The sequence below is a fragment of the Streptomyces sp. NPDC003035 genome, assembly GCF_042888285.1.
In the GTDB taxonomy this organism is placed as follows: Bacteria; Actinomycetota; Actinomycetes; order Streptomycetales; family Streptomycetaceae; genus Streptomyces.
Window position 1 is genome coordinate 70,837 of sequence record NZ_JBIAPJ010000014.1, and the last position, 19,657, is coordinate 90,493.

A 19,657-nucleotide genomic window follows, 5' to 3' on the forward strand; every position below is an offset into this window, starting at 1 on the left:
CGGAACAGACGCCCGCAACGGATGGGGTGGCGACAGGGAGGAAATGGTAAGGACCCACTCTCTGCGCCGCCCCTATACTCGATCCATGTCCTTTCCCACCCTCCGGCGGGCCACCGCCGACGACTCGCGTCGGCTGACCCAGCTCGTCCGGAAATCGGCCGCCTACCGCGGTGACTACGCCGCGATGGTCGACGGCTATGTCGTCGGTGGGACGTACATCGAGCACCACCCCGTCTTCGTCGCCGTGGACGAGCGCGAGCGCGTACTCGGGTTCTACGCGCTCCTCCTCGACGAGGCCGAGCTCGACCTCGCCTTCGTCGCCGACGACGCCCAGGGACGCGGTATCGGACGGCTGCTGATGGAGCACATGATCGGCCAGGCCCGCGCCGCCGGGCTCACCTCCATACGGGTCGTCGCACACCCGCCCGCCGAGGACTTCTACCTGCGGACGGGAGCCCGCCGCACCGGCACCGTCGAGCCCACCGGTCACATCCACTGGGCCAGGCCCGAGCTCCGGTTCGACGTCGCGTGAGCACCACCGAACAGACCGAGCGCCGCCGCGTCCTCGCCGACCTCACCCCGCTCCGTACCTCCGCGCACTACCGCCGCCTCTGGTTCGGCAACACCGTCTCCTGGGTCGGCCAGGGCATGACCGCGCTCGCGGTCTCGCTCCAGGTGTACGAGATCACCCGCTCGCCGTTCTCCGTGGGCCTCGTCGGGCTGTTCTCCCTCGTACCGCTGATCGTCTTCGGCCTCTACGGCGGTGCCATCGCGGACACCGTCGACCGCCGCAAGCTCGGGCTCGCCAGCGCCTCCGGCTCCGCCGTCCTGTCCGCCGCCCTCGCCGCGGTGGCGTTCGCGGGCTTCCACCGGGTCTGGTTTCTGTACGTGATCGTGGCCCTGCAGTCCGTCTGCGCCGCGCTCAGCTCGCCCGCCCGGAGCTCGATGATCCCGCGCCTGCTGCCGCCCGAGCAGCTGCGCGCCGCCAACGCGCTCAACTCGATGACGACGACCTTCGGCACGCTCGTCGGCCCGAGCCTCGGCGGTCTCATCGTCGGCTTCGGCGGCTACCAGATCGCCTACCTCGTCGACGCCGTCGCCTTCTCCGCCGCGCTGTACGCGATGTGGCGGCTGCCCTCGATGCTCCCCGAGCGGACCGGCACCAAGCGCGCCTCCGTCCTGGACGGGCTGCGCTTCCTCGCCACCCGGCCCAACCTGCGCATGACGTTCTTCTCGGACTTCTGCGCGATGATCCTCGCCCACCCGCGCGCGCTGTTCCCCGTCGTCGCCGTCCTCTGGTACGACGGCGACGCCCGCACCACCGGACTGCTCGCCGCCGCCCCGGCGGCCGGAGCGCTCCTCGGCGGGGTGCTCAGCGGATGGCAGGGGCGCATCCGGCACCACGGACAGGCGATCCTGCTCGCCGTCGCCTGCTGGGGCACCGCCATCGCCGTCTTCGGGCTCACCCGCAACCTCTGGCTCGGGCTGCTCCTGCTCGCCCTCGCCGGCTACTCCGACACCGTCTCCATGATCTTCCGCAACACGATGATGCAGGTCGCGGCCCCGGATGACATGCGCGGTCGACTGCAGGGCGTCTTCATCGTGGTCGTCGCGGGCGGACCGCGGCTCGGCGACTTCCTCGCCGGGGCGGTCGCCGATCTGACCTCCCCGGCCGTCGCCATCACCGGCGGCGGCATCGCCTGCGTGCTCGCCGTCGGCGTCCTCGCCTTCTTCGGGCGCGGATTCCTCCGCTACGACGCCCTCAAACCCACGGCCTGAACCGGCGGTTGGCCGCCACGGCACATAGCCGCCAGGCAGTTCCGCACTCGACCGGCACGATCGACGGCGGCTCCCTGGAGGTCTCGTACGACGACGGCGCGACCTGGCGGAAGGGCGCCCTGCGGTCCTCCTCGGTCGGACCGGCCTGGACGGGTGAGCCGCGGGTGCCGGACGGCGCGTGGTACGTCTCCCTCCGGGTGGGCGCGTCCGACGACCGCGGTGGCGCGGCCACGCAGGAGCTTCTGCGCGCGGTGGGCGTGACGTAGCACGGCCCGACGGGCATCCCGAGTGAGCCCGGGACGCCCGCTCTCCGGGAGGTGACGCCTCCTCGGATGGACGATCGTGTGCCCCGAACGCCCGTCAGCGTTTGCCGCTGTCCTATGCCCGGGACAGGCTCCGAGGTGAGCAACCCCGCTCGTCACAGGAGGTTTTCATGCGTAAGACCATTGCCACCCTCGCCCTGGCCGCCGCGGCCGTTCTCGCCGGCTCCGGCTCGGCCCTCGCCCACGGCGGCCCGGGCTGGGACGGCCCGGACTTCAGCACCGAAATCAGCAACGACACCCACCTGGTCGAGGTCGAGGTGGACCACACGGTCGTCGTCTGCGGCGACTTCAGCGAGTGCGAGGGCGACGAGGGCTGATCGTCCGCCGACGCGCAACGAAGCCCCCTCGCACCGAGGGGGCTTCGTGCTGTCCGGGCTCTGCCTAGGGGGCGTCTCGCGTCACGATCCCGCGCACGATCCCCAGCTCCACGAGGTCCTGAGGGCGCAGCCGGAGCTGGTCGGCGGTGACCGCGGCGTGCTCGGGTGTCCTCTTGAGGATCGCCGCGGCGAGCTCCGGGGCGATGACGGAGAAGTAGCCGTCGGGCGTGGTCCAGGTGTTGTCCCGCGCGGCCAGCGCCAGGGCCCCGCCCGAACCGCCCTCGCCGACCAGGAGCGACGTCACCGGGACCCGGGCCCCGGCGATCGCGGTGAACGCGTCCGCGATCGCCGGGCCCGCCCCGGCCCGCTCGGCCTCGGCGTCGTTGGCCGCGCCGGGCGTGTCGATCAGCGTGAGGACGGGGATGCCGAGCCGGTCCGCGAGCCGTACGAGCCGGGCGACGGTACGGAACCCCGCCGGGCGGGTGGCCGAACCGTCCTGCGCGGCGTACGCGACCGTCCGCCCCTCGTGCAGCCCGAAGCCGCACTCCACCCCGGGGTCCACGCCGCCTGCCCGGTCGCCGCGGACGGTCGCGCGCGCGGTGAAGTAGGCGTCCAGATAGGCCCCGGCGCGCGGACGCCCGGCGGACCGCGCCCGGACGACGGCCTCCCACCCGGTGCCGGGCGGTCCCGCTTCCGCCAGCGCGCGGGGCGGGGGAGCGGGATCCGGTGTCTCGCCGGGCGCGCCTCCGGGGGCGCCGCCCGTCAGCAGCCGCAGCCAGAGGGAGAGCGTCGCCCGTAGGTCCGCCGGGTCCACGAGTGCGTCCACCTGCCCGCACTCCCACTGGCCCTCGGCCGTGTACGCCGCCGGGTCGGCGTCCCGCGGCCGGACCCGCGAGCCGGCGAACGCCACCTGGGCGGAGGGAAGCGCGAGCACGACGTCCGCGCCCGCGCCGACCGTGGCCCAGCCGCCGCCGGTGGACGGGTCGCGCAGGACCGTCACATGGGGGACGCCGGCCGCCCGCAGCCGCACGGTCGCCTCCGCCACACGCTGGAGCTGGGTGAGGGCGATCATGCCCTCCTGTATCCGGCTGCCGCCCGTCGCCACCAGCGACACCAGCGGGACCCGGGCCGCCTGGGCGGCGCGGTACGCGGCGACGAGCCGGTCCCCGGCCGCCCGGCCGAGCGAACCGCCGAGGAAGCCGAACTCGAAGACGACCAGGACCACCGAGTGACCGCCGATCGTCGCCCTGCCGTACAGGACGGACTCCTCCTCGCCGGTCTGCTCGGCCGCACGCGCGCGTGCCGCGTCGTACCCGGCCCAGCCGAGCGGACCGTCGGGAAGCAGGGGCGCGTCGGTGGCCGGGGTCCTCAGCCGGGTGAAGTCGTCGGTGACCAGCGCGATGACCTCGCGGGCCGTGAGGCGCTCAGCCATGGAGGGCCTCCGGAAGAGCCTTCTTCAGGAGCTTGCCCATGTCGTTGCGGGGCAGCGCGCGCAGGAAGTGGACCGTGCGCGGGCGCTTGTGCGGGGCGAGCAGCCCGGAGACATGGTCCGCCAACTCCTCGGCCGTCGGCGGGTTCTCCGCGTCCGCCGGCACCACCCAGGCCACGATCCGCTCCCCGAGGTCGGGGTCCGGCGCACCGGTCACGGCGGCCTCCCGCACCGCCGGATGGTCCAGGAGCGCGTTCTCTATCTCGCCCGCGCCTATCTTGTAACCGCCGCTCTTGATCAGGTCCGTGGCCTTGCGGCCCACGATCCGCAGGTACCCGTCCGGTTCGCGGACCGCCATGTCCCCGGTCCGGAACCAGTCGCCGTCGAACGCGGCCGCCGTCGCGTCCGGCCGGTTCAGATACGCGGTGAAGAGGTTCGGGCCCCTGACCTGGATCTCGCCGACGCTCTCCCCGTCGTACGCCGTGATCCGTGAGCCGTCCTCCTCCACCAGCCGGAGCTCAACGCCGCGGAGGGGCAGCCCGACGGACCCGGGGCGGGGCCCGGAGCCCACGGGCACGCTGGTGTTCATGAGCGTCTCGGTCATGCCGTACCGCTCGATCACCGTCCGGCCCGTCGCGGCCGTGATCCGCCCGTGGTCGTGGACCGGCAGCGCCGCCGAGCCGGAGACGAGCAAGCGCGCCCCGGCCAGCGCCCGTACGAGCGCCGGATCGTCGTCCAGCGCGTCCGCGATCCGGTGGTACATCGTCGGTACGCCGAACAGCATCGTGCCGCCGCCCGCGCCGAGCTCCCGTGTCACGCCCGCCACCGAGAACGCACCGAGATGCCGGACCGATCCGCCGCGCCGCAGCGGCCCGAGGACGCCCAGGACGAGTCCGTGGACGTGGAAGAGCGGCAGCGCGTGGACGAGGACGTCGTCAGCGGTCCACGCCCAGGCGTCCTCCAGGGCGTCGAGGGAGGCGGCGATCGCGCGGCGGGAGAGGACGACGCCCTTGGGCGGACCGGTGGTGCCGGAGGTGTAGACGATCAGCGCGGGCGACTCGGGTCCGACGGCGCCGCCGCTCTCGGTGGCCACCACCCGTCGCCCCGCGCCGCCGGACTGCCGGACGGCGTCCGGTGTTCCGGCCGCGTCGGCCTCCTGCCCGGGCCGTCCGGCCGCGCCCGGCGTTCCGGACGCGTCGTCGCCGTGCCCGCCGGACTGCCGGTCGGCGTCCGGCGTTCCGGCCGCGTCGGTCTCCTGCCCGGGCCGGACGGCCGCGCCCGGCGTTCGGTCGCTGCCGGGGCGCACGGCCCCCCGCGGCCCCCGGACGTCCACGTCGATGCGCCGCAGTCCCGCGAGCCCGGCCGGCAGGTCGTCCTCCGCGCCCGCCAGGACCGCGCCGGGGGCGCTGTCGCCGATGATGTGCGCCAGTTCCCGCTCGCCGGTGCGCGGGTTGAGCGGAATCGCCGGAACGCCGGCCAGCAGCGCGGCCACCACGGCGACCGCCGTCCGCTCCGTGGGGGTCGCCCAGACGGCCACCCGGCCGAAGTCCCTGATCCGCGCGGCCTCCGCGCTCGCGGCGGCGGCCAGTTCGCCGTACGTCAGGGCATCCGCGCCGAAGCGCAGTGCGGGCCGGTCCGAGCCGGCCACCAGGGCCGGGAAGAGCGCGCTCAACGGTCGTCCTCCTCGCGTAGCGGGATGCGACAGGCATTCTTCCCGCGCGTCAGGGACGGCGCGCTGCGACCTTGCTCACCTCCGGGGCCGCGCCGCCCTCCCCGGCGGGCCGGATCGTCCGCATCCGTCCGTACGCGTACACGCAGCCCGCGAGCGCCAGATCGGACAGGAGCATGAAGCCGATCGAATAGGAGTCCTTCGCGCTGTAGATCGCGCCCATCACCAGCGGCGGCACGAAACCGCCGAGTCCGCCCATCGCTCCGACGATGCCGGTGACACTGCCGACCTGCCGCTGCGGGGTGACCTGGGAGACCAGCGCGAAGACCGAGCCGCTCGCCGTGCCGAGGCCGGCGGCCATACAGAGCAGGGCGATCGTGCCGCCCGGGTTCAGGGGCGGGTCGAAGGCCTGGACGATGGCCACGAGGGCGGCGAGACCGAGCGCGGCGGCGGTCACGAGCGCCGGGTGGACCCGGTCCGAGAGCCAGCCGCCGACCGGCCGGAAGACGACCGTGACCAGGGCGAATCCGGCCGCCTTGGTGCCGGCGTCGGTCGGGTCGAGCGCGTACCAGGTCTTCAGGTACGTCGGCAGGTACACCCCGAACGCGACGATGCCGCCGAAGCCGATCGCGTACAGCGCCGACAGCTCCCAGGTCACCCGCAGCCGGCCGGCGCTGCCCAGCCGGGACGCGAGGGAGGCCGTGGGGACTTGCCGGTCGGGGCGGTCGGTGATCAGGAGCCACGCGAGGACGGCGTACACGGCGAGCGCGAGCGCGACGACGACGAACGGCAGGTTCTCCCCGTGGTTCGCGATGCGCGGCGTGAAGTAGCCGGACAGCGCCACACCGCCCATGCCCATCCCGAAGACACCGAGCGCCAGGCCCCGTTTGGCCGGCGGGAACCAGGAGTTGACCAGGGGGATGCCGATGGCGAAGGTCGTGCCGCCGAGGCCGAGGAGGAAACCCACGGCGAGCATCGCGCCGTACGAGTTCCTCGCCGGGATCAGCAGCAGGACGGGCACGATCGTCAGCGCCGACACCAGCGGGAACATCACCCTGGCGCCGAAGCGGTCGGTGAGCGCGCCGGCCAGGATCCGGCCCAGGGAGCCCACCAGCACCGGGATGGCGACGAGCAGCGACTGCTCGAAGGAGCTGAGGTTCAGCCGGTCTCCGTACGCACCGGCCAGCGGCGCGATCAGGTTCCACGCCCAGAAGGTGAGCGTGAACCCGATCGTGGCCATGGCCAGGTTCCGGTAGGCGGCGCCGGAAGGCTTCTCGACGGTGTCCACCTGATCAGTCAAGGTCGGGGCGCCGGGCGGGGCGCGCCGGATTGGGCCGTACGGGTGGGTGGGAGGCGCCCGCCAAGGCACCCACCCCCTACGGCCAGGTGACCGTCGCGGGCGGCTGCCCGTCGTCCGACACCACCAGCCGCGGGCCCTCCGCGGTCACCCCCACCTCGACCGTGATCGCCGAGACGCCCGCCCGGCGGTGGGCCGCCGCCAGCGCGCCGCGCAGCGCGGCGAGGAGCCGCTCGGCGTCGGCGTCGGAGATCAGGGTGTCGACCGCGCCCGAGAAGTGCACCGAGGGCTGGAAGCCCAGCAGGACCGCCGCGCCGCCCGTCTCCCGCAGGACGCGCCCCCGGAAGGTGGCGGGCGCGTCGGCAGGCGGCTGCTGGAGGGCGAAGATCGTCGTCCGTACCTCCTGGATGGTGGAGTCCAGCTCGTCCACCGCCCGCCCGAGCAGCGCGTTCTCCTCGGTCGACGCCGCGGCCCGCCGCCGGGTCGACTCCAGCATCATCTCGGTGGCGAACAGCCGCTGGACGACGAGATCGTGCAGGTCGCGGGCGATCCGGTCGCGGTCCTCGTACACCGCGAGCCGCTCCCGGTCGTGCTGCGCGTCCGCCAGGACGAGGGCCAGCGCGGCCTGGGAGGCGAACTGCGAGGCGAGGAGGCGGTCCACCGCCGTGTACGGGCGCCCGCCGCGTCGCCGGGGGAGGGCGAGGGTGCCGATGAGCCGGCCGCCGCTCTGCAGCGGCAGCATCATCGAGGGCCCGAACCGCGAGCGCACATGCGTGGTCATCCGGGGGTCGGTGGCCGAGTCCTCGACGAACACCGGCTCGCCGCCGAGCAGTTGCTCCAGGACCGGTGAGCCGGGTGCGATCGTCGTGCCGACCAGATCCCCCGGGTCGTCCACCGTCGAGGCGGCCACGATCTCCATCCCGCCCTCCTCCGTGGGCTGGAGCACGACCCCGGCCGAGGCGTCCGCGAGCAGCCGTGCCCGCTCGGCGACCGTGGTCAGCGCGTCCGCCGCCGGTTCCCCGGAGAGGAGGGCGGTCGTCACCGCCGCCGCGCCCTCGATCCAGCGCTCGCGCTGCCGGGCGGTCTCGTACAGCCGGGCGTTGCCGATGGCGATCCCGGCCTGCGAGGCGAGGACCCGCAGCAGGGCGAGGTCCTCGTCGGTGAACGGGCCTCCGCGCTTCTCGGTGAGATAGAGGTTGCCGAACACCTCGGTGTGGACCCGGATCGGGACACCGAGGAAGGAACGCATCGCGGGATGGCCCTCGGGCACCCCGCCGGAGCGCGGATCGGCCGTCAGGTCGTCGAGCCGCAGCGGCTGGGGGTCCTGGATCAGGACGCCGAGGAGCCCGGTGCGCCCGTCGGGGAGCCGGGGGACGCGCTGCCGCTCGGCCTCGGTCATGCCTGCCGTGAACAGCTCGGTGAGCCGGTCGCGCTCGGGGTCGACGACCCCGAGCGCTCCGTACCGTGCGTCGGTCAGCTCGGCCGCGGAGTCCACGATGTGCTGGAGCGTGGCCCGCAGTTCCAGCTCGGTGCCGACACTCAGGACCGCTTCGAGGAGGAGCGGCAGCCGGGGTGTCGGCTCGTCGGCCCGGCCCGTGAGTGACATGGGGGCATTGTCATACGAAAGGGAGGTATGGGGCGATCATTCGGCGACGGTCAGCGGGTCGAGCACCATCGGCTGGATCTTGCCCTCCAGCATCGCGCCGAGCCCGAGGATCGCGCACACGTCCGGCCGCTCGGCGATGTGCACCGGCATCCCGGTCGCCTCGCGGAGCATCTGGTCGAGCCCGGGGAGCAGGGCGCTGCCGCCGACCATCATGATGCCGCGCTCGGCGAGGTCGGCCACCAGGTCGGGCGGGCAGTCCCGCAGGATCTTGCCGATGCCGTCGAGCACGGCGGTCAGTGGGGTGTGGATCGCGTCCCGTACGGCGGCGGTGTCGACGGTCACCGAACGGGCGAGCCCCGTGGCCACGTCCCGGCCGTGGATCTCGGTGGAGGACGGGCCTTCGAGGGTCAGGCCGTTGCCGCTGAGGGCGAGCTGCAGCGGGCGGACGGACTGGCTGGGCAGCATCAGCTCGTGCTGGTGGCGCAGGTGCTGGATGACCGCGTGGTCGATGGCGTCGCCGCCCACGGGGATCCGCTCGGCGGTGACGATGGAACCCAGCGAGAGCACGGCGACCTGGGTGGTCGCCGCCCCGCAGACCATGATCATGGTGGCGGTGGGCTGTTCGACGGGCAGTCCGCAGCCGACGGCCGCCGCGATCAGGGTGTCGACCAGCTCGACCCGCCGGGCGCCGAGGCCGACGAGGGTCTCCACGGCGGCGCGCTGGGCGAGCGGGTCGCTGTCGTGCGGCGTGCTGGCGGCGGCGCGCAGCCGGGGCTTGCGGCGCAGCTGGCGGCGGAGCTTCTCGCCGAGGAGGTGACGGAGCATCCGCTGGGCCATCTCGATGTCGACGACGGTGCCGCCGGAGACGGGACGGACGACGCGGATGTAGTCGGGGGTGCGGCCGGTCATCTTCTCGGCCAGCGCGCCGACGGCGATCAGGGCGCCGGTGCGGGTGTTCACGGCGGCGACGCTCGGCTCGTCGACGACGAGTCCGGCGCCCTTGACGAAGACGCGGGTGCGGGCGGCCCCCAGGTCGACGGCGACATGGCAACGGCGCAGCTGCTCAAGGCTGACGGTCACGGCAGATCCTCCGGAGTGCGGTGCTGGCACAGAGCGAGGTGGTACGCCGTTTTGCTTCGGCGCGTTCTGTTCGCATCGTGCGACCGGCTCGGGCGCGGCGCGCGCTGGGATGAGCCGCCCGGGGGTGTGGGCCGCCTGAGGCCGCGTCAGAGCATCCGCTGCAGCAGGCCCCAGGTGAACTCGGCGGAGCGTGGGCTTCCGTCGGGAAGGGTGAAGTCCAAGCGCAGCCGGGTGGGTGCGCTGCCGTCGCGGGCCCGGGAGGGCGGGAAGGCGTTGCCGACCTCGGCGATGGTGCAGCTCCAGGGCCGCAGATCGGCCTCGGTGCGCAGGTCGGGCACGGGGAAGCCGGGCGCGCGGACCAGTCCGCTGCCCCAGACCGCCGGCGCGGTACGGCCGCCGGGAGCCCCCACGATCACCTGCCAGCGCAGCGCGGGCCAGAGTGGAAGCTCCCACTCCAGGAGCTCGGCGCCGAGCTCGGGGACCGCGCGGCGCGCCACGGGCTCGCCCAGGGCGGAGCGGTAGCGGGCCAGATCCCCCCGGCCCCGCCGGGCGTGGGTCCAGGCCTGCCAGCGCCGGTTCGCCTCACGCGACTCGGCCCGGGTCGCCCCCAGCCGCCGCAGCGCGTCCTCGACCAGGCCCGGTTGGTGGTCGGCCATGCGGCGCAGCAGGACGAGCTGGAACTCGCGTGGCCCGAAAGGCTCGGACGGTGGCCCGAAAGGCCCGGACGGCGTCATGAGCCCATCCTGCCCGAAGCGGGAGAATCATGACGACACGCCGTCGACCTGGTGTTTCCTCACAGGATCCTCACGTTCCCGCCTACCTCAGGTGTCCTGTCGACACATACTCTGCGGCAGCCATGGACTACTGCCACCAGTGCCGACGGCACCTCAACGGCGCGCTTGCCTGTGCCGGATGCGGGACCCCCGTCGAGGAGCTGCGGTACGAGACCCCCCAGCCGGCCCCGCGCGCCGTCGCGGCCGAGCGTGTCGCGTACGTCGAGCCCGGTGAGCGTGGCGAGCCCGGCGGGCGGGCGGAGCGCGAGGAGCCGCCGGCCGAGCATGTCTACGAACTGGACCCGCTCGAGCCGCCGCGCACGGCCGCTCCGGGTGGTCGCGCCGCGCGTCGTGTCGCGGCGTCGGGGCGTTCCGGTACCCGTCGCAACCGGCGGGCGCGCAGTCGCAAGGGGCGCAACGTCCTGGTGGGCACGCTCGGCCTCGTGCTCGCGGCCGGGACGCTGAGCATGGCGAAGCTGGCCCTGGCGCCCCCGGGCGAGGGCGGCGCCGCCACGGCCGTACAGGAGGAAGAGGTCGTCGAGACCTCGCTGCCGCCGCTGCCCACGGAGAGCGCGACGCCGCCGGACGGCGGGCCGACCCCGGTCGAGGTGACGACGTCCGCCTCCCCGAAGGGCTCGGACGCGCCCGCGCCCGGCCATACGGGCATACCGGGCGAGGGCAGCGGTGGCTCCGGCAGCGGCGGGTCGGACAGCGGCGGCTCCGGCAGTGGCGACTCCCAGGGCTCCGGAGACGGGGCGCCGGGCGGTTCGCCGTCGGACTCGCCTTCGGCGTCGCCCCCGGCCGACGAGCCCGGCCCGAGTGGGAGCCCCTCGCAGCCCGGCACGACTCCCTCCGGGACGCCCAGCGGCGGGGCGCCGACGACAGCCACGCCCTCCCCGACGCCGAGCCCCACCAGAGACTGCTGGTTCATCTTCTTCTGCCGCTAGAGAGGCGGGCGTTACGAGACGTCCTCGCCCAGCATCCGCTTCAGCAGGTCCCGCAGCAGTGAGCGCTCCACGTCCGTGAGCTGCCCGAGCGGCTCGCGCGCGAAGTCGAGCGAGTCACGCAGCCGCCGCGCGGTGTCCAGCCCCTCCGGGGTGGGCGCGGCCAGCTTGACGCGACGGTCGGCCGGGTCCGGGCGGCGCTCCACCAGGCCGCGCGATTCGAGCCGGTCGACGATCCCGGTGACGTTCGACGGCTCGCACTTCAGCTTCTGCGCGATCTTCCGCATCGGGACCGGCTCCAGGGTGAGAAGCCCGAGGACCCTCGCCTGGGCCCCGGTGAGCGCGTGCTCGGCGGCCGCCTGCTCGTACTCCGCGTAGTACCGCGCCACGACCGTGCCGATCAGCTCGACGACTTCGCGGGTGAGGGGGTCTGGGGGTGAGGTGGCCATGGGCTCTATCGTACCCAGATACTTGACAACATGAAATATCCAGGAGCATGGTTGTTTCAGGTAGTGAAATAATTTCTTCCAGGAGGCCGTACCGATGTCCGTACTTCCCGCGTCCAGCCGTGAGTGGCACCTCGTCGCCCGTCCGCACGGCTGGCCCACTCCCGCGGACTTCGCGCTCCGTGAGACCCCCGTCACCGAGCCCGCCGAGGGCCGGATCCTGGTCAAGAACCTGCACTTCTCCGTCGACCCGTACATGCGCGGCCGGATGAACGACGTGAAGTCCTACATCCCGCCGTTCAAGCTCGACCACCCCATGGACGGCGGCGCGGTCGGCGAGGTCGTCGCGTCCAACGCGGAGGGCTTCGCCGTCGGCGACCACGTCCTGCACGGCCTCGGCTGGCGCGAGTACGCCGACGTGCCCGCCCAGCACGCCACGAAGGTCGACCCGGAGCTGGCCCCCCTCTCCAGCTATCTCGGCGTCCTCGGCATGACGGGCCTGACCGCCTACGCCGGCCTCTTCGAGGTCGCCTCCTTCAAGGAGGGCGACGCCGTCTTCGTCTCCGGCGCGGCCGGCGCCGTCGGCAGCCAGGTGGGCCAGATGGCGAAGCTCAAGGGCGCCTCCCGGGTCATCGGCTCGGCCGGCTCCGACGAGAAGGTCAAGCTCCTGGTCGAGGAGTACGGCTTCGACGCCGCCTTCAACTACAAGAACGGCCCGGTGAAGGACCAGCTCCGCGCGGCCGCCCCGGACGGCATCGACGTGTACTTCGACAACGTCGGCGGCGACCACCTCGAAGCCGCGATCTCCTCGCTCAACGTGCACGGCCGCGCCACCATCTGCGGCATGATCGCGCAGTACAACGACACCGAGCCGGTCCCCGGCCCGCGCAACATGGCCATGATCATCGGCAAGCGGCTGCGCCTCCAGGGCGTTCTCGTCGGCGACCACTACGACCTGCAGCCGCAGTTCGTCGAGGAGGTCGGCGGCTGGCTGCGCTCCGGTGATCTGAAGTACGGCGAGACCTTCGTCGAGGGCATCGAGAACGGGGCGGAGGCCTTCCTCGGTCTGCTCCGCGGGGAGAACACCGGAAAGATGATCGTCTCGGTGACCGGCTAGTCTTCCCTCAGCCGTCGCGATCGTGGGCGCGAGTCGCGGCGAACGAGGTAAAGGATCACCTAGATGTCCATACAGCAGTCCGACGTCCTGTACACCGCCGTCGCCACCGCCGAGAACGGGCGGGACGGCCGTGTCGCCACCGACGACGGTCAGCTCGATGTCGTCGTCAACCCGCCCAAGGCCATGGGCGGCTCCGGCGCCGGCACCAACCCCGAGCAGCTCTTCGCCGCCGGCTACAGCGCCTGCTTCCAGGGTGCGCTCGGCGTCGTGGCCCGTAACGAGAAGGCCGACATCTCGGGTGCGACGGTCACCGCCGAGGTCGGCATCGGCAAGAACGACGACGGCTTCGGCATCATCGTCAAGATCTCCGCGACCATCCCGAACGTGGACGTGGAGACCGCGAAGAGCCTGCTCGAGAAGGCTCACCAGGTCTGCCCGTACTCCAAGGCGACCCGCGGCAACATCACGGTCGAGCTGGCCGTCTGATCGTGCCGCCGCGTTCGCGCGGCTGCGTTTGCGCGTACGCTTGACGAGGGCCGCACCCCGACCGACCGGGGTGCGGCCCTCTCGTCTCACCGCGCCAGCAGAGCCCGTCCGACCTGCGCGAACACACCCTTCGGGTGGTCGCGGAAGAGCGGCTCCGTGCCGAACAGGACCACCGGCGCACCGTGTGCCGCCGTCCCGCTGATCACCGCCGCCTGCCCGGCCGCGTCCGCCGGACCACCCCGGCCGTCCGCCGCGGGCCGCCAGTGCCCGGAGACGAGCGGATCGGACGCCGCGTACGACTGCTCGGCCCGCACCCCCGCCCCCAGCTCCGTGAACCAGAGCGGCGAGTAGACGAAGGTGTGCCCGGGAGCGCCGCCGGTGATCGCACCGCCCGCGTTGCGTACGGTCACGACACCGTTCGCGTCGCCGTTGCCCGCCACGGCCGTGGCCGGGAGCAGCCCCGCCGCCTTGTTGAACGCGGCGCCCGCGGGACCGACACCCACCACACCCGCGCCGCTCGCCCGCAGCGCCTCCCGTGCGGCCGGGGTGAGCTTCCCGTACTCCAGGCCGCGCGACACGAACAAAACCTGCGCCGCCGACCAGTCGAAGCCCGCGTTGAGGATCTCCGTCGAGACCGGTACGACCTCGAAGCCCATCTCCCGCAGCGCGAACAGCTCACCGGCCGAGACCGAGGCCGCGACTCTGGTCCGCTCCAGCGGCGCCGTTCCCCGCTCCTTCGTGGCCCGGAACACCACGCCGTACCGGTCCGCGAGCACCCGCGCGGCCCCGCGGGCCGAGGAGGGCACCACCGCCGAGCCGTCGGCCGCCCGGCGCACCTTCACCCCCTGCGCGAGCAGCGAGTTGACGGCGGCCAGCTCCTTCGGGTCGTCGAGCCGCAGCGACAGGTCCCCGAAGGGCGCGACCGACCCCGTGGGGGCCGCGGCGTGGACCGTGCGCACCACCCGGGGCACCGGACCGTGCTCGACCTTCCGCACCGTCGCGCCCCACAGCAGACCGAGGCTCCAGCCCGAGATGTCGTACATCGTCGACACGTCCGCGCTGATGTCCCGGCCCTCCGCCAGGATCACGTTCGCCATCCCCCGCTTGGGCTGGCGCATGTCGACGACGTACGAGCCGTCGGCGGCCTGCCCGACCCGCACGTCGTTGGCGACCAGATGGTCCACGAGCCGGGCCGCGGCCACCGCCGACCTCTGGGTCCGCCCCGCCGGGATGACGTACGCGCGGGGGAAGGTGGTGGTGTAGACGTCCTCCGGGCCGATCCCCGGCACCCCCGGCACGGTCTCCTCGGACACCGGCCGCTGCACCTCGCCGGCCGCGCCCCGCCGAAACGTTTCGATCTGGTCGGCGATCAGCGACGCGCGGCGGGCGAGGGTGTGGTCGAGCGTCGCCCGCATCGCCGCGCCCGCGATGTCGACGTTGATCGCGGCCCGGCGGCGCAGCTCGGCCTCCGGCAGCGTGTCGTAGGCCCGGTTGTTCACGGTCATCGGGAACTCGATGGTGTGCGCGGCCACCGCGCCCTGGAACGGCATGTACTGCGGGGTGAAGATCGGCGGCCAGTCGTCCCAGCCCTCCTCCTCGTCACGGAAGGGGATGACCGCCGGCCGCACGCCGTCCTTCGCCTCCGTGTAGCCGAGGCCGTTGACCGCCTTCTCCATGCCGAGGGCGTTGGCGTAGGAGTTCTTCAGGAAGAGGTCGTACTCGTAGTTCTCGCCGTGCGGCGGGGTCGTCGGCTCGATCAGCGTGCCGTTGACGTACCCGTGCAGATCCAGCATCACGGCCGGCTGCTTGTCGATGGCGATCCGCCGGATCGCGCGCGCCTCGGGCTGCGAGGCGGTGATGAAGTCCCGGTTGAGATCGAAGCCGTCGCCGTTGGCACGGGTGCCGGCGATCCGCCCGTCGGGGTTGGCGGTCACGTTGAGGTAGACCCGCGTCGTCGCGAGCAGCCCCGCCGTCTTGCGGTCGGTGGCGGTGGCCAGCTCCTCGATGAGCTCCAGGGCCGCGTCCGTGCCCTCCCACTCGTTGCCGTGGATGTTGTTGTTGATGAAGACCGGCGTCTTGTACGCGGCCTTGATCCGCGCGTCCTTGGCGGCCGCGGCGGGTGCGTTCTCGATCCGCTCCCGCATCCGCTCCTGCTCGCGGGCCTCCCGCGCGCTCTCCGGAGCGGTGACCGTGACCAGATACAGCTCGTGCCCGCCCGCCGACCGCCCGGCCACCTCGACACTCACCCGGTCGCCGAGCCGCTGCAGCGCGTTGAGACGCGGGGCGAGGGAGTGGTACGGAGCGAGGCCGAGCTTGACCGAAGCGTCGGCCGGGTTCACGGGCGGGACGGCGAGGGCCGTACGGCGTGGGTAGCCGCCGTCCCGGCGCAGAGGGGTGTCGGTGTCGGCCTCGGGAAGGGCGCGCGCCGTGAACGTGCGCGGCGGCGCGGCCGAGGCGTCCCGCCCGCTCCCTTCGCGTACGAGCCCGCCCCCTTCGCGTACGAGCCCGCCCCCTTCGCGTACAGGACCGGGCTCGTGCGCCGGGCCGGGCGCGGCGCTCGCGGGCAGCGCCGTGAGGACGAGCGCTCCGAGGAGCGCACCGCAGACGGTGGTGATCAGGACGGGTCCGGGTTTCGCCATGCGTACGCAACCTCCGTGGGTGATCAGTACGCAGGGGTCTACCGTGTCGTGCCCCGGACAACAAGAGGGCGTCCGGACCAGGCCCGATAGGGTGATCCCCATGCGTGATTTCGGGGCCGGTCTCGGTTATCTGGTACAGGGTCAGAAGTGGGTGGGCCGGCACGGCCGGTGGTTCGGGTTCGGGCTGCTGCCCGGTCTCGTGACCCTCGTCCTGTATGTCGGCGCGCTCGTCGGCCTCGGCTACGGGGCGGACGACCTGACGGCGTGGGCGACCCCGTTCGCCGACGACTGGACCTCCCCCTGGCAGGGGCTCCTTCGGGGCACCCTGACCGCTTTCGTGTTCGTCTTCGGACTCTTCCTCGCGGTCATCACCTTCACCGCCGTGACGCTGCTGGTCGGCCAGCCCTTCTACGAGTCGCTGTCCGAGCAGGTCGACCGCAGCGAGGGCGGCGAGGTCCCCGAGTCGGGCCTGCCGCTCTGGCGCGAGCTGTGGATCTCGGCCCGCGACAGCCTCAAGGTCGTCCTGCGGGTGGTGTTCTTCGGGGTGCTGCTCTTCGCCTGCGGCTTCATCCCTGTCGTCGGCCAGACCGTCGTCCCGGTGCTCGGCTTCTGCGTCTCCGGCTTCTTCCTCGCCGAGGAGCTGACCGCCGTCGCCCTCCAGCGCCGCAGGGTCGAACTGAAGGACCGTCTGCGGATGCTGCGCGGCCGCCGGATGCTGACCCTGGGCTTCGGCGTCCCGCTGACCCTGGCGTTCCTGGTGCCGTTCGTGGCCGTGTTCCTGATGCCGGGCGCGGTCGCCGGCGCAACGCTGATGGCCAGGGAGCTGACGGGGGAGGCCCGCGCCGACGAGGACGGGTCCGAGGGCGAGGGCCCGGCGTCCACAGCCGCTTACGGCAAGACCCTCTAGTCGACGCGGGGGCCGCTCAGCCCACTTCGGCGAGCACGTGTCCCGGCTTCTCGGGGCCGGCGTCGGCGATCCGCTCGCCGTCCGGGCCCCACACTCCCGCGGCACCACAGCCCACGCCGTCCTCGTTCGGCCCGAGCGCGTTGCCGAGCACCACGTACAGACCGAAGTCCCGGGCCCGTACCGGATAGACCTTCTGGAACGAGTCGTTGTCGGCGGTCAGCACCGAACTGGCCAGATAGACCGCGCAGCCGTCGGCGGCGGCCCGCTCCGCGAGCTCCGGGAACCGGTTGTCGTAGCAGGTGGCCGTCGCGAACCGTACGCCGTCGAGGGCGAAGCGGCCGTCGGCCGTGCCCGGCGCGAAGACCTCCGCCTCGACGCCGTACAGGTGCTGCTTGTCGTAGCGGGTGAGGAGTGAGCCGTCCGGTCCGATCACCAGCGTGGTGATCCCGGTCCCGCCGTCGGCGGCATGGACGGGGCCGTTGACCACGGCCGCCGCGCCGGCCGCGCGGCAGGCCTCCCGGATCGGCTCCAGGCGCCCGTCGTCCTCGGAGAGCACGAGGGCCGGGGTGTCCCGGATCAGACTCGGCTCGTAGCCGGTCAGGCAGAGCTCGGCGAAGACGACCAGCCGGGCGCCGTCGGCGCCCGCCGCCCCGATCAGCCCGGCGATGGTACGGACATTGGCCTCGACGTCCCCGGCGACCGGGGCGAACTGCGTTGCGGCGACGATCATGGCCACCATCATCGCCCGCGTCCGCCCCGCCGGGGAACCCCGGGGCGCTACCGGGACGCCGCCACTCCGATGACGGCCCGCACCTGGGCGATGATGTCCAGCCGGTTGCGGACGAACTCCGGGTCCGTGACCGCGCCCGTCGCCGGGTCCGTGTTGCCCGCGCCGAACTGCAGGACGGGGGTGTGGACATGACCGCCGGGCAGGTCCGGCAGACCGAGCCGGTCGCGCAGCAGCGTGGCGCGGTAGGCGATCTCGTTGGAGAGGTAGTTCCCGCCGCCGCCCGCACGGGCCGTGGAGTCCGGCGTCGGCCCGTCCGGGCGTGCCACGGGAGCGCTCGCCCCGGCCGGGATCTCGGTCACCGCCGTGTTGTCGTACACCGGGAAGCGCCCCGTGTCCGCCGCGACGATCGCGCGGTACGGGAGGGTGGTCACCGTCCACTGGGGCCGGCCGGCCGGGTCGGCGACCGGGACGGTCTCCGTGCGCGAGAGGTTCTCGTTGTCGGGGAAGCCGCCCCGCCAGGCCCCGTTGAACCGTTCGATGTCGAAGCGGCCGACCCGGCCCTGGCTGACCGTGGTGAAGAGGTCCACCTTCGGCAGCTGGTCCCGCAGGGTCCGCTCGACGGTGCCCTCGGTGAAGTCCTGCCAGCGGACGGGGAAGACGGCCGTCTCGATCCGGGCGAGGCGCCCGTCCGCCGTGCGGATCCAGGTGCCGTCCAGGGCGAGGGCGGTGGCGCCGGAGGGGTTGCTGATCCGGACGTCCCGGTCGAGCGTGAACGGGTCGAAGCCGGTCATCAGGATCCGCTTCACGCCCTGGCCGGCCGGGTACCGGATCGAGTCCTGGCCGCGCGAGGTGCGTTCGAGCCGGTCGAGGAGCCGGGCCCGCCCCGCCTCGTCGAGCGCGAACTCCGGCCGCCAGGACCGCAGTTCCCGCGTCATCGCGAGCCGGGCCCAGTACAGCGGCCGATCGTCGTCCCGGCTCAGATCGCCCCGTACGCGACGTCCCTGCGCCCGGTCGACCGCGTCCTTCCAGAGCCGTGCCCCGTGCCGTACGACCGTGCGCTCGGCCTCCTCGGGCGACGCGGCTCCGGCGAGGGCGCGGGCGAACTCCGGTGCCACGGAGTCGAACCCGCCGCGCCGCAGGATCTCCTGGGGTGCGGCGCGGTCGAGCCGGGCCTCCTCGACCGTGCCGGCCGTCGAGCCGACCGTCGCGCCGGCCGTCCTGGCGTCCGGCGCACCCCCGTCGGCCGACGCCGGCGGTGACGTCAGGACCAGGGAGGCGGTGATCAACGCGAGACCGAGCGAGGCATGACGTATCCGGGACAGCACAGGTGAGCCCTCCGTCGGGTCGGGAACCGGCCCGGGGAGTATCCCGCCCCACCCGCAACTCCCGCTACAGGGCGCTCACTTCTCGGTCCCGTACAGCAGCCGGAGGAAGTCGCGGAAGGCCGCCGGCATGTCGACCGCGTCCGGGTCCAGGAGCCACTGGTACTGCAGGCCGTCCATCACGGCCGTGATCAGCGGCGCCGCCCGTTCCGGCGTCAGGCCGCCCGGCAGGCGCTCGCCGAACTCCATGCGCAGGACCGTCGCCATCGAGGCGCGCACCTGGGCGTACCGCTCGGTGAAGAACTCCCGCGCCGGGTGGCCGTCGGTCACGCTCTCGCCGAGCAGGGCGGAGAAGGTCTGCACGATCCCCGGCCGCATGGCGTTGTACTCGACGAGGGAGTCGAGCAGGTCGAGCCGCCAGCTCTCCCGCCCCGGGCCCCCGCTCGTGTCCCACGCGTCGCGCTCCTGGAGGACCGCGACGAGCAGGGCCTCCTTGGTGGGGAAGTAGTGCAGCAGCCCCTGCTGGGTGAGTCCGACCCGCTCGGCGACGGAGCCGAGCGAAGCGCCGCGGTAGCCGCGCTCGGCGATCACCTCGAGCGCCGCGCGCAGGATGTCCGCGCGCCGCTCCTCGCTCCTGGCGGTCCTGGTGCTGCTCATGGGGTCACCGTACGGCATGCCCCCGACGCAAAAATAACAGCAAGATAACGAAACCTACCGATCTACCGGTCTTGGGTGCACGATGGGGGCCACCGGCGGACGGCCACCGGTCAACGGACTTCGACGAGGAGGTGCC

General features: G+C 73.2%; 19 protein-coding genes. 8 read left to right on the forward strand and 11 right to left on the reverse strand.

Annotation, left to right across the window (positions count from 1 at the left end; genetic code table 11):
- Positions 1 to 85: 85 nt before the first annotated feature.
- The 4 genes from ACFYV5_RS33600 to ACFYV5_RS33615 all read left to right on the forward strand — a co-directional run bounded on the left by ACFYV5_RS33600 (position 86) and on the right by ACFYV5_RS33615 (position 2,419).
- Positions 86 to 532 carry a GNAT family N-acetyltransferase gene (locus ACFYV5_RS33600; RefSeq protein WP_355108493.1) on the forward strand — a complete coding sequence of 149 codons (447 nt, stop codon included), beginning with the start codon at positions 86 to 88 and terminating at the stop codon, positions 530 to 532.
- Positions 529 to 1,779 carry an MFS transporter gene (locus ACFYV5_RS33605; protein WP_389175041.1) on the forward strand — a complete coding sequence of 417 codons (1,251 nt, stop codon included), beginning with the start codon at positions 529 to 531 and terminating at the stop codon, positions 1,777 to 1,779. The genes ACFYV5_RS33600 and ACFYV5_RS33605 overlap by 4 nt, the downstream gene beginning before the upstream one ends.
- Before the next feature lie 8 nt (positions 1,780 to 1,787).
- Positions 1,788 to 2,045: a hypothetical protein gene (locus ACFYV5_RS33610; RefSeq protein ID WP_389175044.1), complete on the forward strand. Its 258-nt coding sequence runs from the start codon at positions 1,788 to 1,790 to the stop codon at positions 2,043 to 2,045.
- Between the two features lie 167 nt (positions 2,046 to 2,212).
- Entirely contained in the window at positions 2,213 to 2,419 is a 207-nt protein-coding gene (locus ACFYV5_RS33615; RefSeq protein ID WP_355108499.1) for a hypothetical protein, read from the forward strand.
- Positions 2,420 to 2,483: 64 nt separating this feature from the next.
- Here the strand turns inward: ACFYV5_RS33615 and ACFYV5_RS33620 are convergent, their stop codons facing one another.
- The 6 genes from ACFYV5_RS33620 to ACFYV5_RS33645 form a co-directional block, all read right to left on the reverse strand.
- Complete coding sequence (locus ACFYV5_RS33620) at positions 2,484 to 3,851, reverse strand: carboxyl transferase domain-containing protein (RefSeq protein WP_389175047.1); 1,368 nt, start codon at positions 3,849 to 3,851, stop codon at positions 2,484 to 2,486.
- Positions 3,844 to 5,520: an acyl-CoA synthetase gene (locus tag ACFYV5_RS33625; protein ID WP_389175050.1), complete on the reverse strand. Its 1,677-nt coding sequence runs from the start codon at positions 5,518 to 5,520 to the stop codon at positions 3,844 to 3,846. Before ACFYV5_RS33625 ends, ACFYV5_RS33620 begins: the two co-directional genes overlap by 8 nt.
- Positions 5,521 to 5,569: 49 nt before the next feature.
- The gene (locus ACFYV5_RS33630; protein ID WP_389175171.1) at positions 5,570 to 6,757 is read right to left on the reverse strand and encodes a nitrate/nitrite transporter; all 1,188 of its coding nucleotides are present in this window, start codon (positions 6,755 to 6,757) and stop codon (positions 5,570 to 5,572) included.
- A 136-nt stretch (positions 6,758 to 6,893) separates the two neighbouring features.
- Complete coding sequence (locus tag ACFYV5_RS33635; RefSeq protein WP_389175053.1) at positions 6,894 to 8,420, reverse strand: GAF domain-containing protein; 1,527 nt, start codon at positions 8,418 to 8,420, stop codon at positions 6,894 to 6,896.
- Positions 8,421 to 8,456: 36 nt separating this feature from the next.
- Positions 8,457 to 9,500, reverse strand: coding sequence for a rod shape-determining protein (locus ACFYV5_RS33640; protein WP_355108507.1), 1,044 nt, complete (start codon positions 9,498 to 9,500; stop codon positions 8,457 to 8,459).
- A 146-nt stretch (positions 9,501 to 9,646) separates the two neighbouring features.
- The gene (locus ACFYV5_RS33645) at positions 9,647 to 10,234 is read right to left on the reverse strand and encodes a hypothetical protein (RefSeq protein WP_355108509.1); all 588 of its coding nucleotides are present in this window, start codon (positions 10,232 to 10,234) and stop codon (positions 9,647 to 9,649) included.
- A gap of 122 nt (positions 10,235 to 10,356) precedes the next feature.
- On the opposite strand from ACFYV5_RS33645, the gene ACFYV5_RS33650 reads away from it, so the two are divergent.
- Positions 10,357 to 11,220: a hypothetical protein gene (locus ACFYV5_RS33650; RefSeq protein ID WP_389175057.1), complete on the forward strand. Its 864-nt coding sequence runs from the start codon at positions 10,357 to 10,359 to the stop codon at positions 11,218 to 11,220.
- Between the two features lie 11 nt (positions 11,221 to 11,231).
- On the opposite strand, the gene ACFYV5_RS33655 is transcribed toward ACFYV5_RS33650, so the two are convergent.
- Complete coding sequence (locus tag ACFYV5_RS33655; RefSeq protein ID WP_355108513.1) at positions 11,232 to 11,666, reverse strand: MarR family transcriptional regulator; 435 nt, start codon at positions 11,664 to 11,666, stop codon at positions 11,232 to 11,234.
- Between the two features lie 94 nt (positions 11,667 to 11,760).
- On the opposite strand from ACFYV5_RS33655, the gene ACFYV5_RS33660 reads away from it, so the two are divergent.
- Positions 11,761 to 12,780: an NADP-dependent oxidoreductase gene (locus ACFYV5_RS33660; protein ID WP_355108515.1), complete on the forward strand. Its 1,020-nt coding sequence runs from the start codon at positions 11,761 to 11,763 to the stop codon at positions 12,778 to 12,780.
- Positions 12,781 to 12,843: 63 nt separating this feature from the next.
- Positions 12,844 to 13,266, forward strand: coding sequence for an organic hydroperoxide resistance protein (locus ACFYV5_RS33665; RefSeq protein ID WP_355108517.1), 423 nt, complete (start codon positions 12,844 to 12,846; stop codon positions 13,264 to 13,266).
- An 86-nt stretch (positions 13,267 to 13,352) separates the two neighbouring features.
- Here ACFYV5_RS33665 and ACFYV5_RS33670 read toward each other — a convergent pair whose 3' ends face one another.
- Positions 13,353 to 15,905, reverse strand: a complete 2,553-nt coding sequence (locus ACFYV5_RS33670) for a M14 family zinc carboxypeptidase (RefSeq protein WP_389175062.1) — start codon at positions 15,903 to 15,905, stop codon at positions 13,353 to 13,355.
- A 100-nt stretch (positions 15,906 to 16,005) separates the two neighbouring features.
- Between ACFYV5_RS33670 and ACFYV5_RS33675 the strand changes: the two genes are divergently transcribed.
- Positions 16,006 to 16,812, forward strand: a complete 807-nt coding sequence (locus ACFYV5_RS33675; RefSeq protein ID WP_389175065.1) for an EI24 domain-containing protein — start codon at positions 16,006 to 16,008, stop codon at positions 16,810 to 16,812.
- 16 nt (positions 16,813 to 16,828) lie between these two features.
- Here the strand turns inward: ACFYV5_RS33675 and ACFYV5_RS33680 are convergent, their stop codons facing one another.
- From ACFYV5_RS33680 to ACFYV5_RS33690, 3 genes are all read right to left on the reverse strand, one after another.
- Positions 16,829 to 17,542 (reverse strand): carbon-nitrogen hydrolase family protein, encoded by a 714-nt coding sequence (locus ACFYV5_RS33680; protein ID WP_389175068.1) that lies wholly within the window; start codon positions 17,540 to 17,542, stop codon positions 16,829 to 16,831.
- 47 nt (positions 17,543 to 17,589) lie between these two features.
- Complete coding sequence (locus ACFYV5_RS33685) at positions 17,590 to 18,864, reverse strand: pyroglutamyl peptidase (protein WP_389175174.1); 1,275 nt, start codon at positions 18,862 to 18,864, stop codon at positions 17,590 to 17,592.
- Between the two features lie 78 nt (positions 18,865 to 18,942).
- Complete coding sequence (locus ACFYV5_RS33690; RefSeq protein WP_355108525.1) at positions 18,943 to 19,539, reverse strand: TetR/AcrR family transcriptional regulator; 597 nt, start codon at positions 19,537 to 19,539, stop codon at positions 18,943 to 18,945.
- Positions 19,540 to 19,657 lie beyond the last annotated feature (118 nt).

Excerpts from the sequence above, each read along its gene's own strand:
- ACFYV5_RS33645 (WP_355108509.1), bottom strand. The coding sequence starts at position 10,234 with ATGACGCCGTCCGGGCCTTTCGGGCCACCGTCCGAGCCTTTCGGGCCA.
- ACFYV5_RS33670 (WP_389175062.1), bottom strand. The coding sequence starts at position 15,905 with ATGGCGAAACCCGGACCCGTCCTGATCACCACCGTCTGCGGTGCGCTC.
- ACFYV5_RS33615 (WP_355108499.1), top strand. The coding sequence starts at position 2,213 with ATGCGTAAGACCATTGCCACCCTCGCCCTGGCCGCCGCGGCCGTTCTC.
- ACFYV5_RS33620 (WP_389175047.1), bottom strand. The coding sequence starts at position 3,851 with ATGGCTGAGCGCCTCACGGCCCGCGAGGTCATCGCGCTGGTCACCGAC.
- ACFYV5_RS33630 (WP_389175171.1), bottom strand. The coding sequence starts at position 6,757 with ATGGCCACGATCGGGTTCACGCTCACCTTCTGGGCGTGGAACCTGATC.
- ACFYV5_RS33680 (WP_389175068.1), bottom strand. The coding sequence starts at position 17,542 with ATGATCGTCGCCGCAACGCAGTTCGCCCCGGTCGCCGGGGACGTCGAG.
- ACFYV5_RS33635 (WP_389175053.1), bottom strand. The coding sequence starts at position 8,420 with ATGTCACTCACGGGCCGGGCCGACGAGCCGACACCCCGGCTGCCGCTC.
- ACFYV5_RS33600 (WP_355108493.1), top strand. The coding sequence starts at position 86 with ATGTCCTTTCCCACCCTCCGGCGGGCCACCGCCGACGACTCGCGTCGG.
- ACFYV5_RS33675 (WP_389175065.1), top strand. The coding sequence starts at position 16,006 with ATGCGTGATTTCGGGGCCGGTCTCGGTTATCTGGTACAGGGTCAGAAG.
- ACFYV5_RS33690 (WP_355108525.1), bottom strand. The coding sequence starts at position 19,539 with ATGCCGTACGGTGACCCCATGAGCAGCACCAGGACCGCCAGGAGCGAG.
- ACFYV5_RS33655 (WP_355108513.1), bottom strand. The coding sequence starts at position 11,666 with ATGGCCACCTCACCCCCAGACCCCCTCACCCGCGAAGTCGTCGAGCTG.
- ACFYV5_RS33660 (WP_355108515.1), top strand. The coding sequence starts at position 11,761 with ATGTCCGTACTTCCCGCGTCCAGCCGTGAGTGGCACCTCGTCGCCCGT.
- ACFYV5_RS33665 (WP_355108517.1), top strand. The coding sequence starts at position 12,844 with ATGTCCATACAGCAGTCCGACGTCCTGTACACCGCCGTCGCCACCGCC.
- ACFYV5_RS33650 (WP_389175057.1), top strand. The coding sequence starts at position 10,357 with ATGGACTACTGCCACCAGTGCCGACGGCACCTCAACGGCGCGCTTGCC.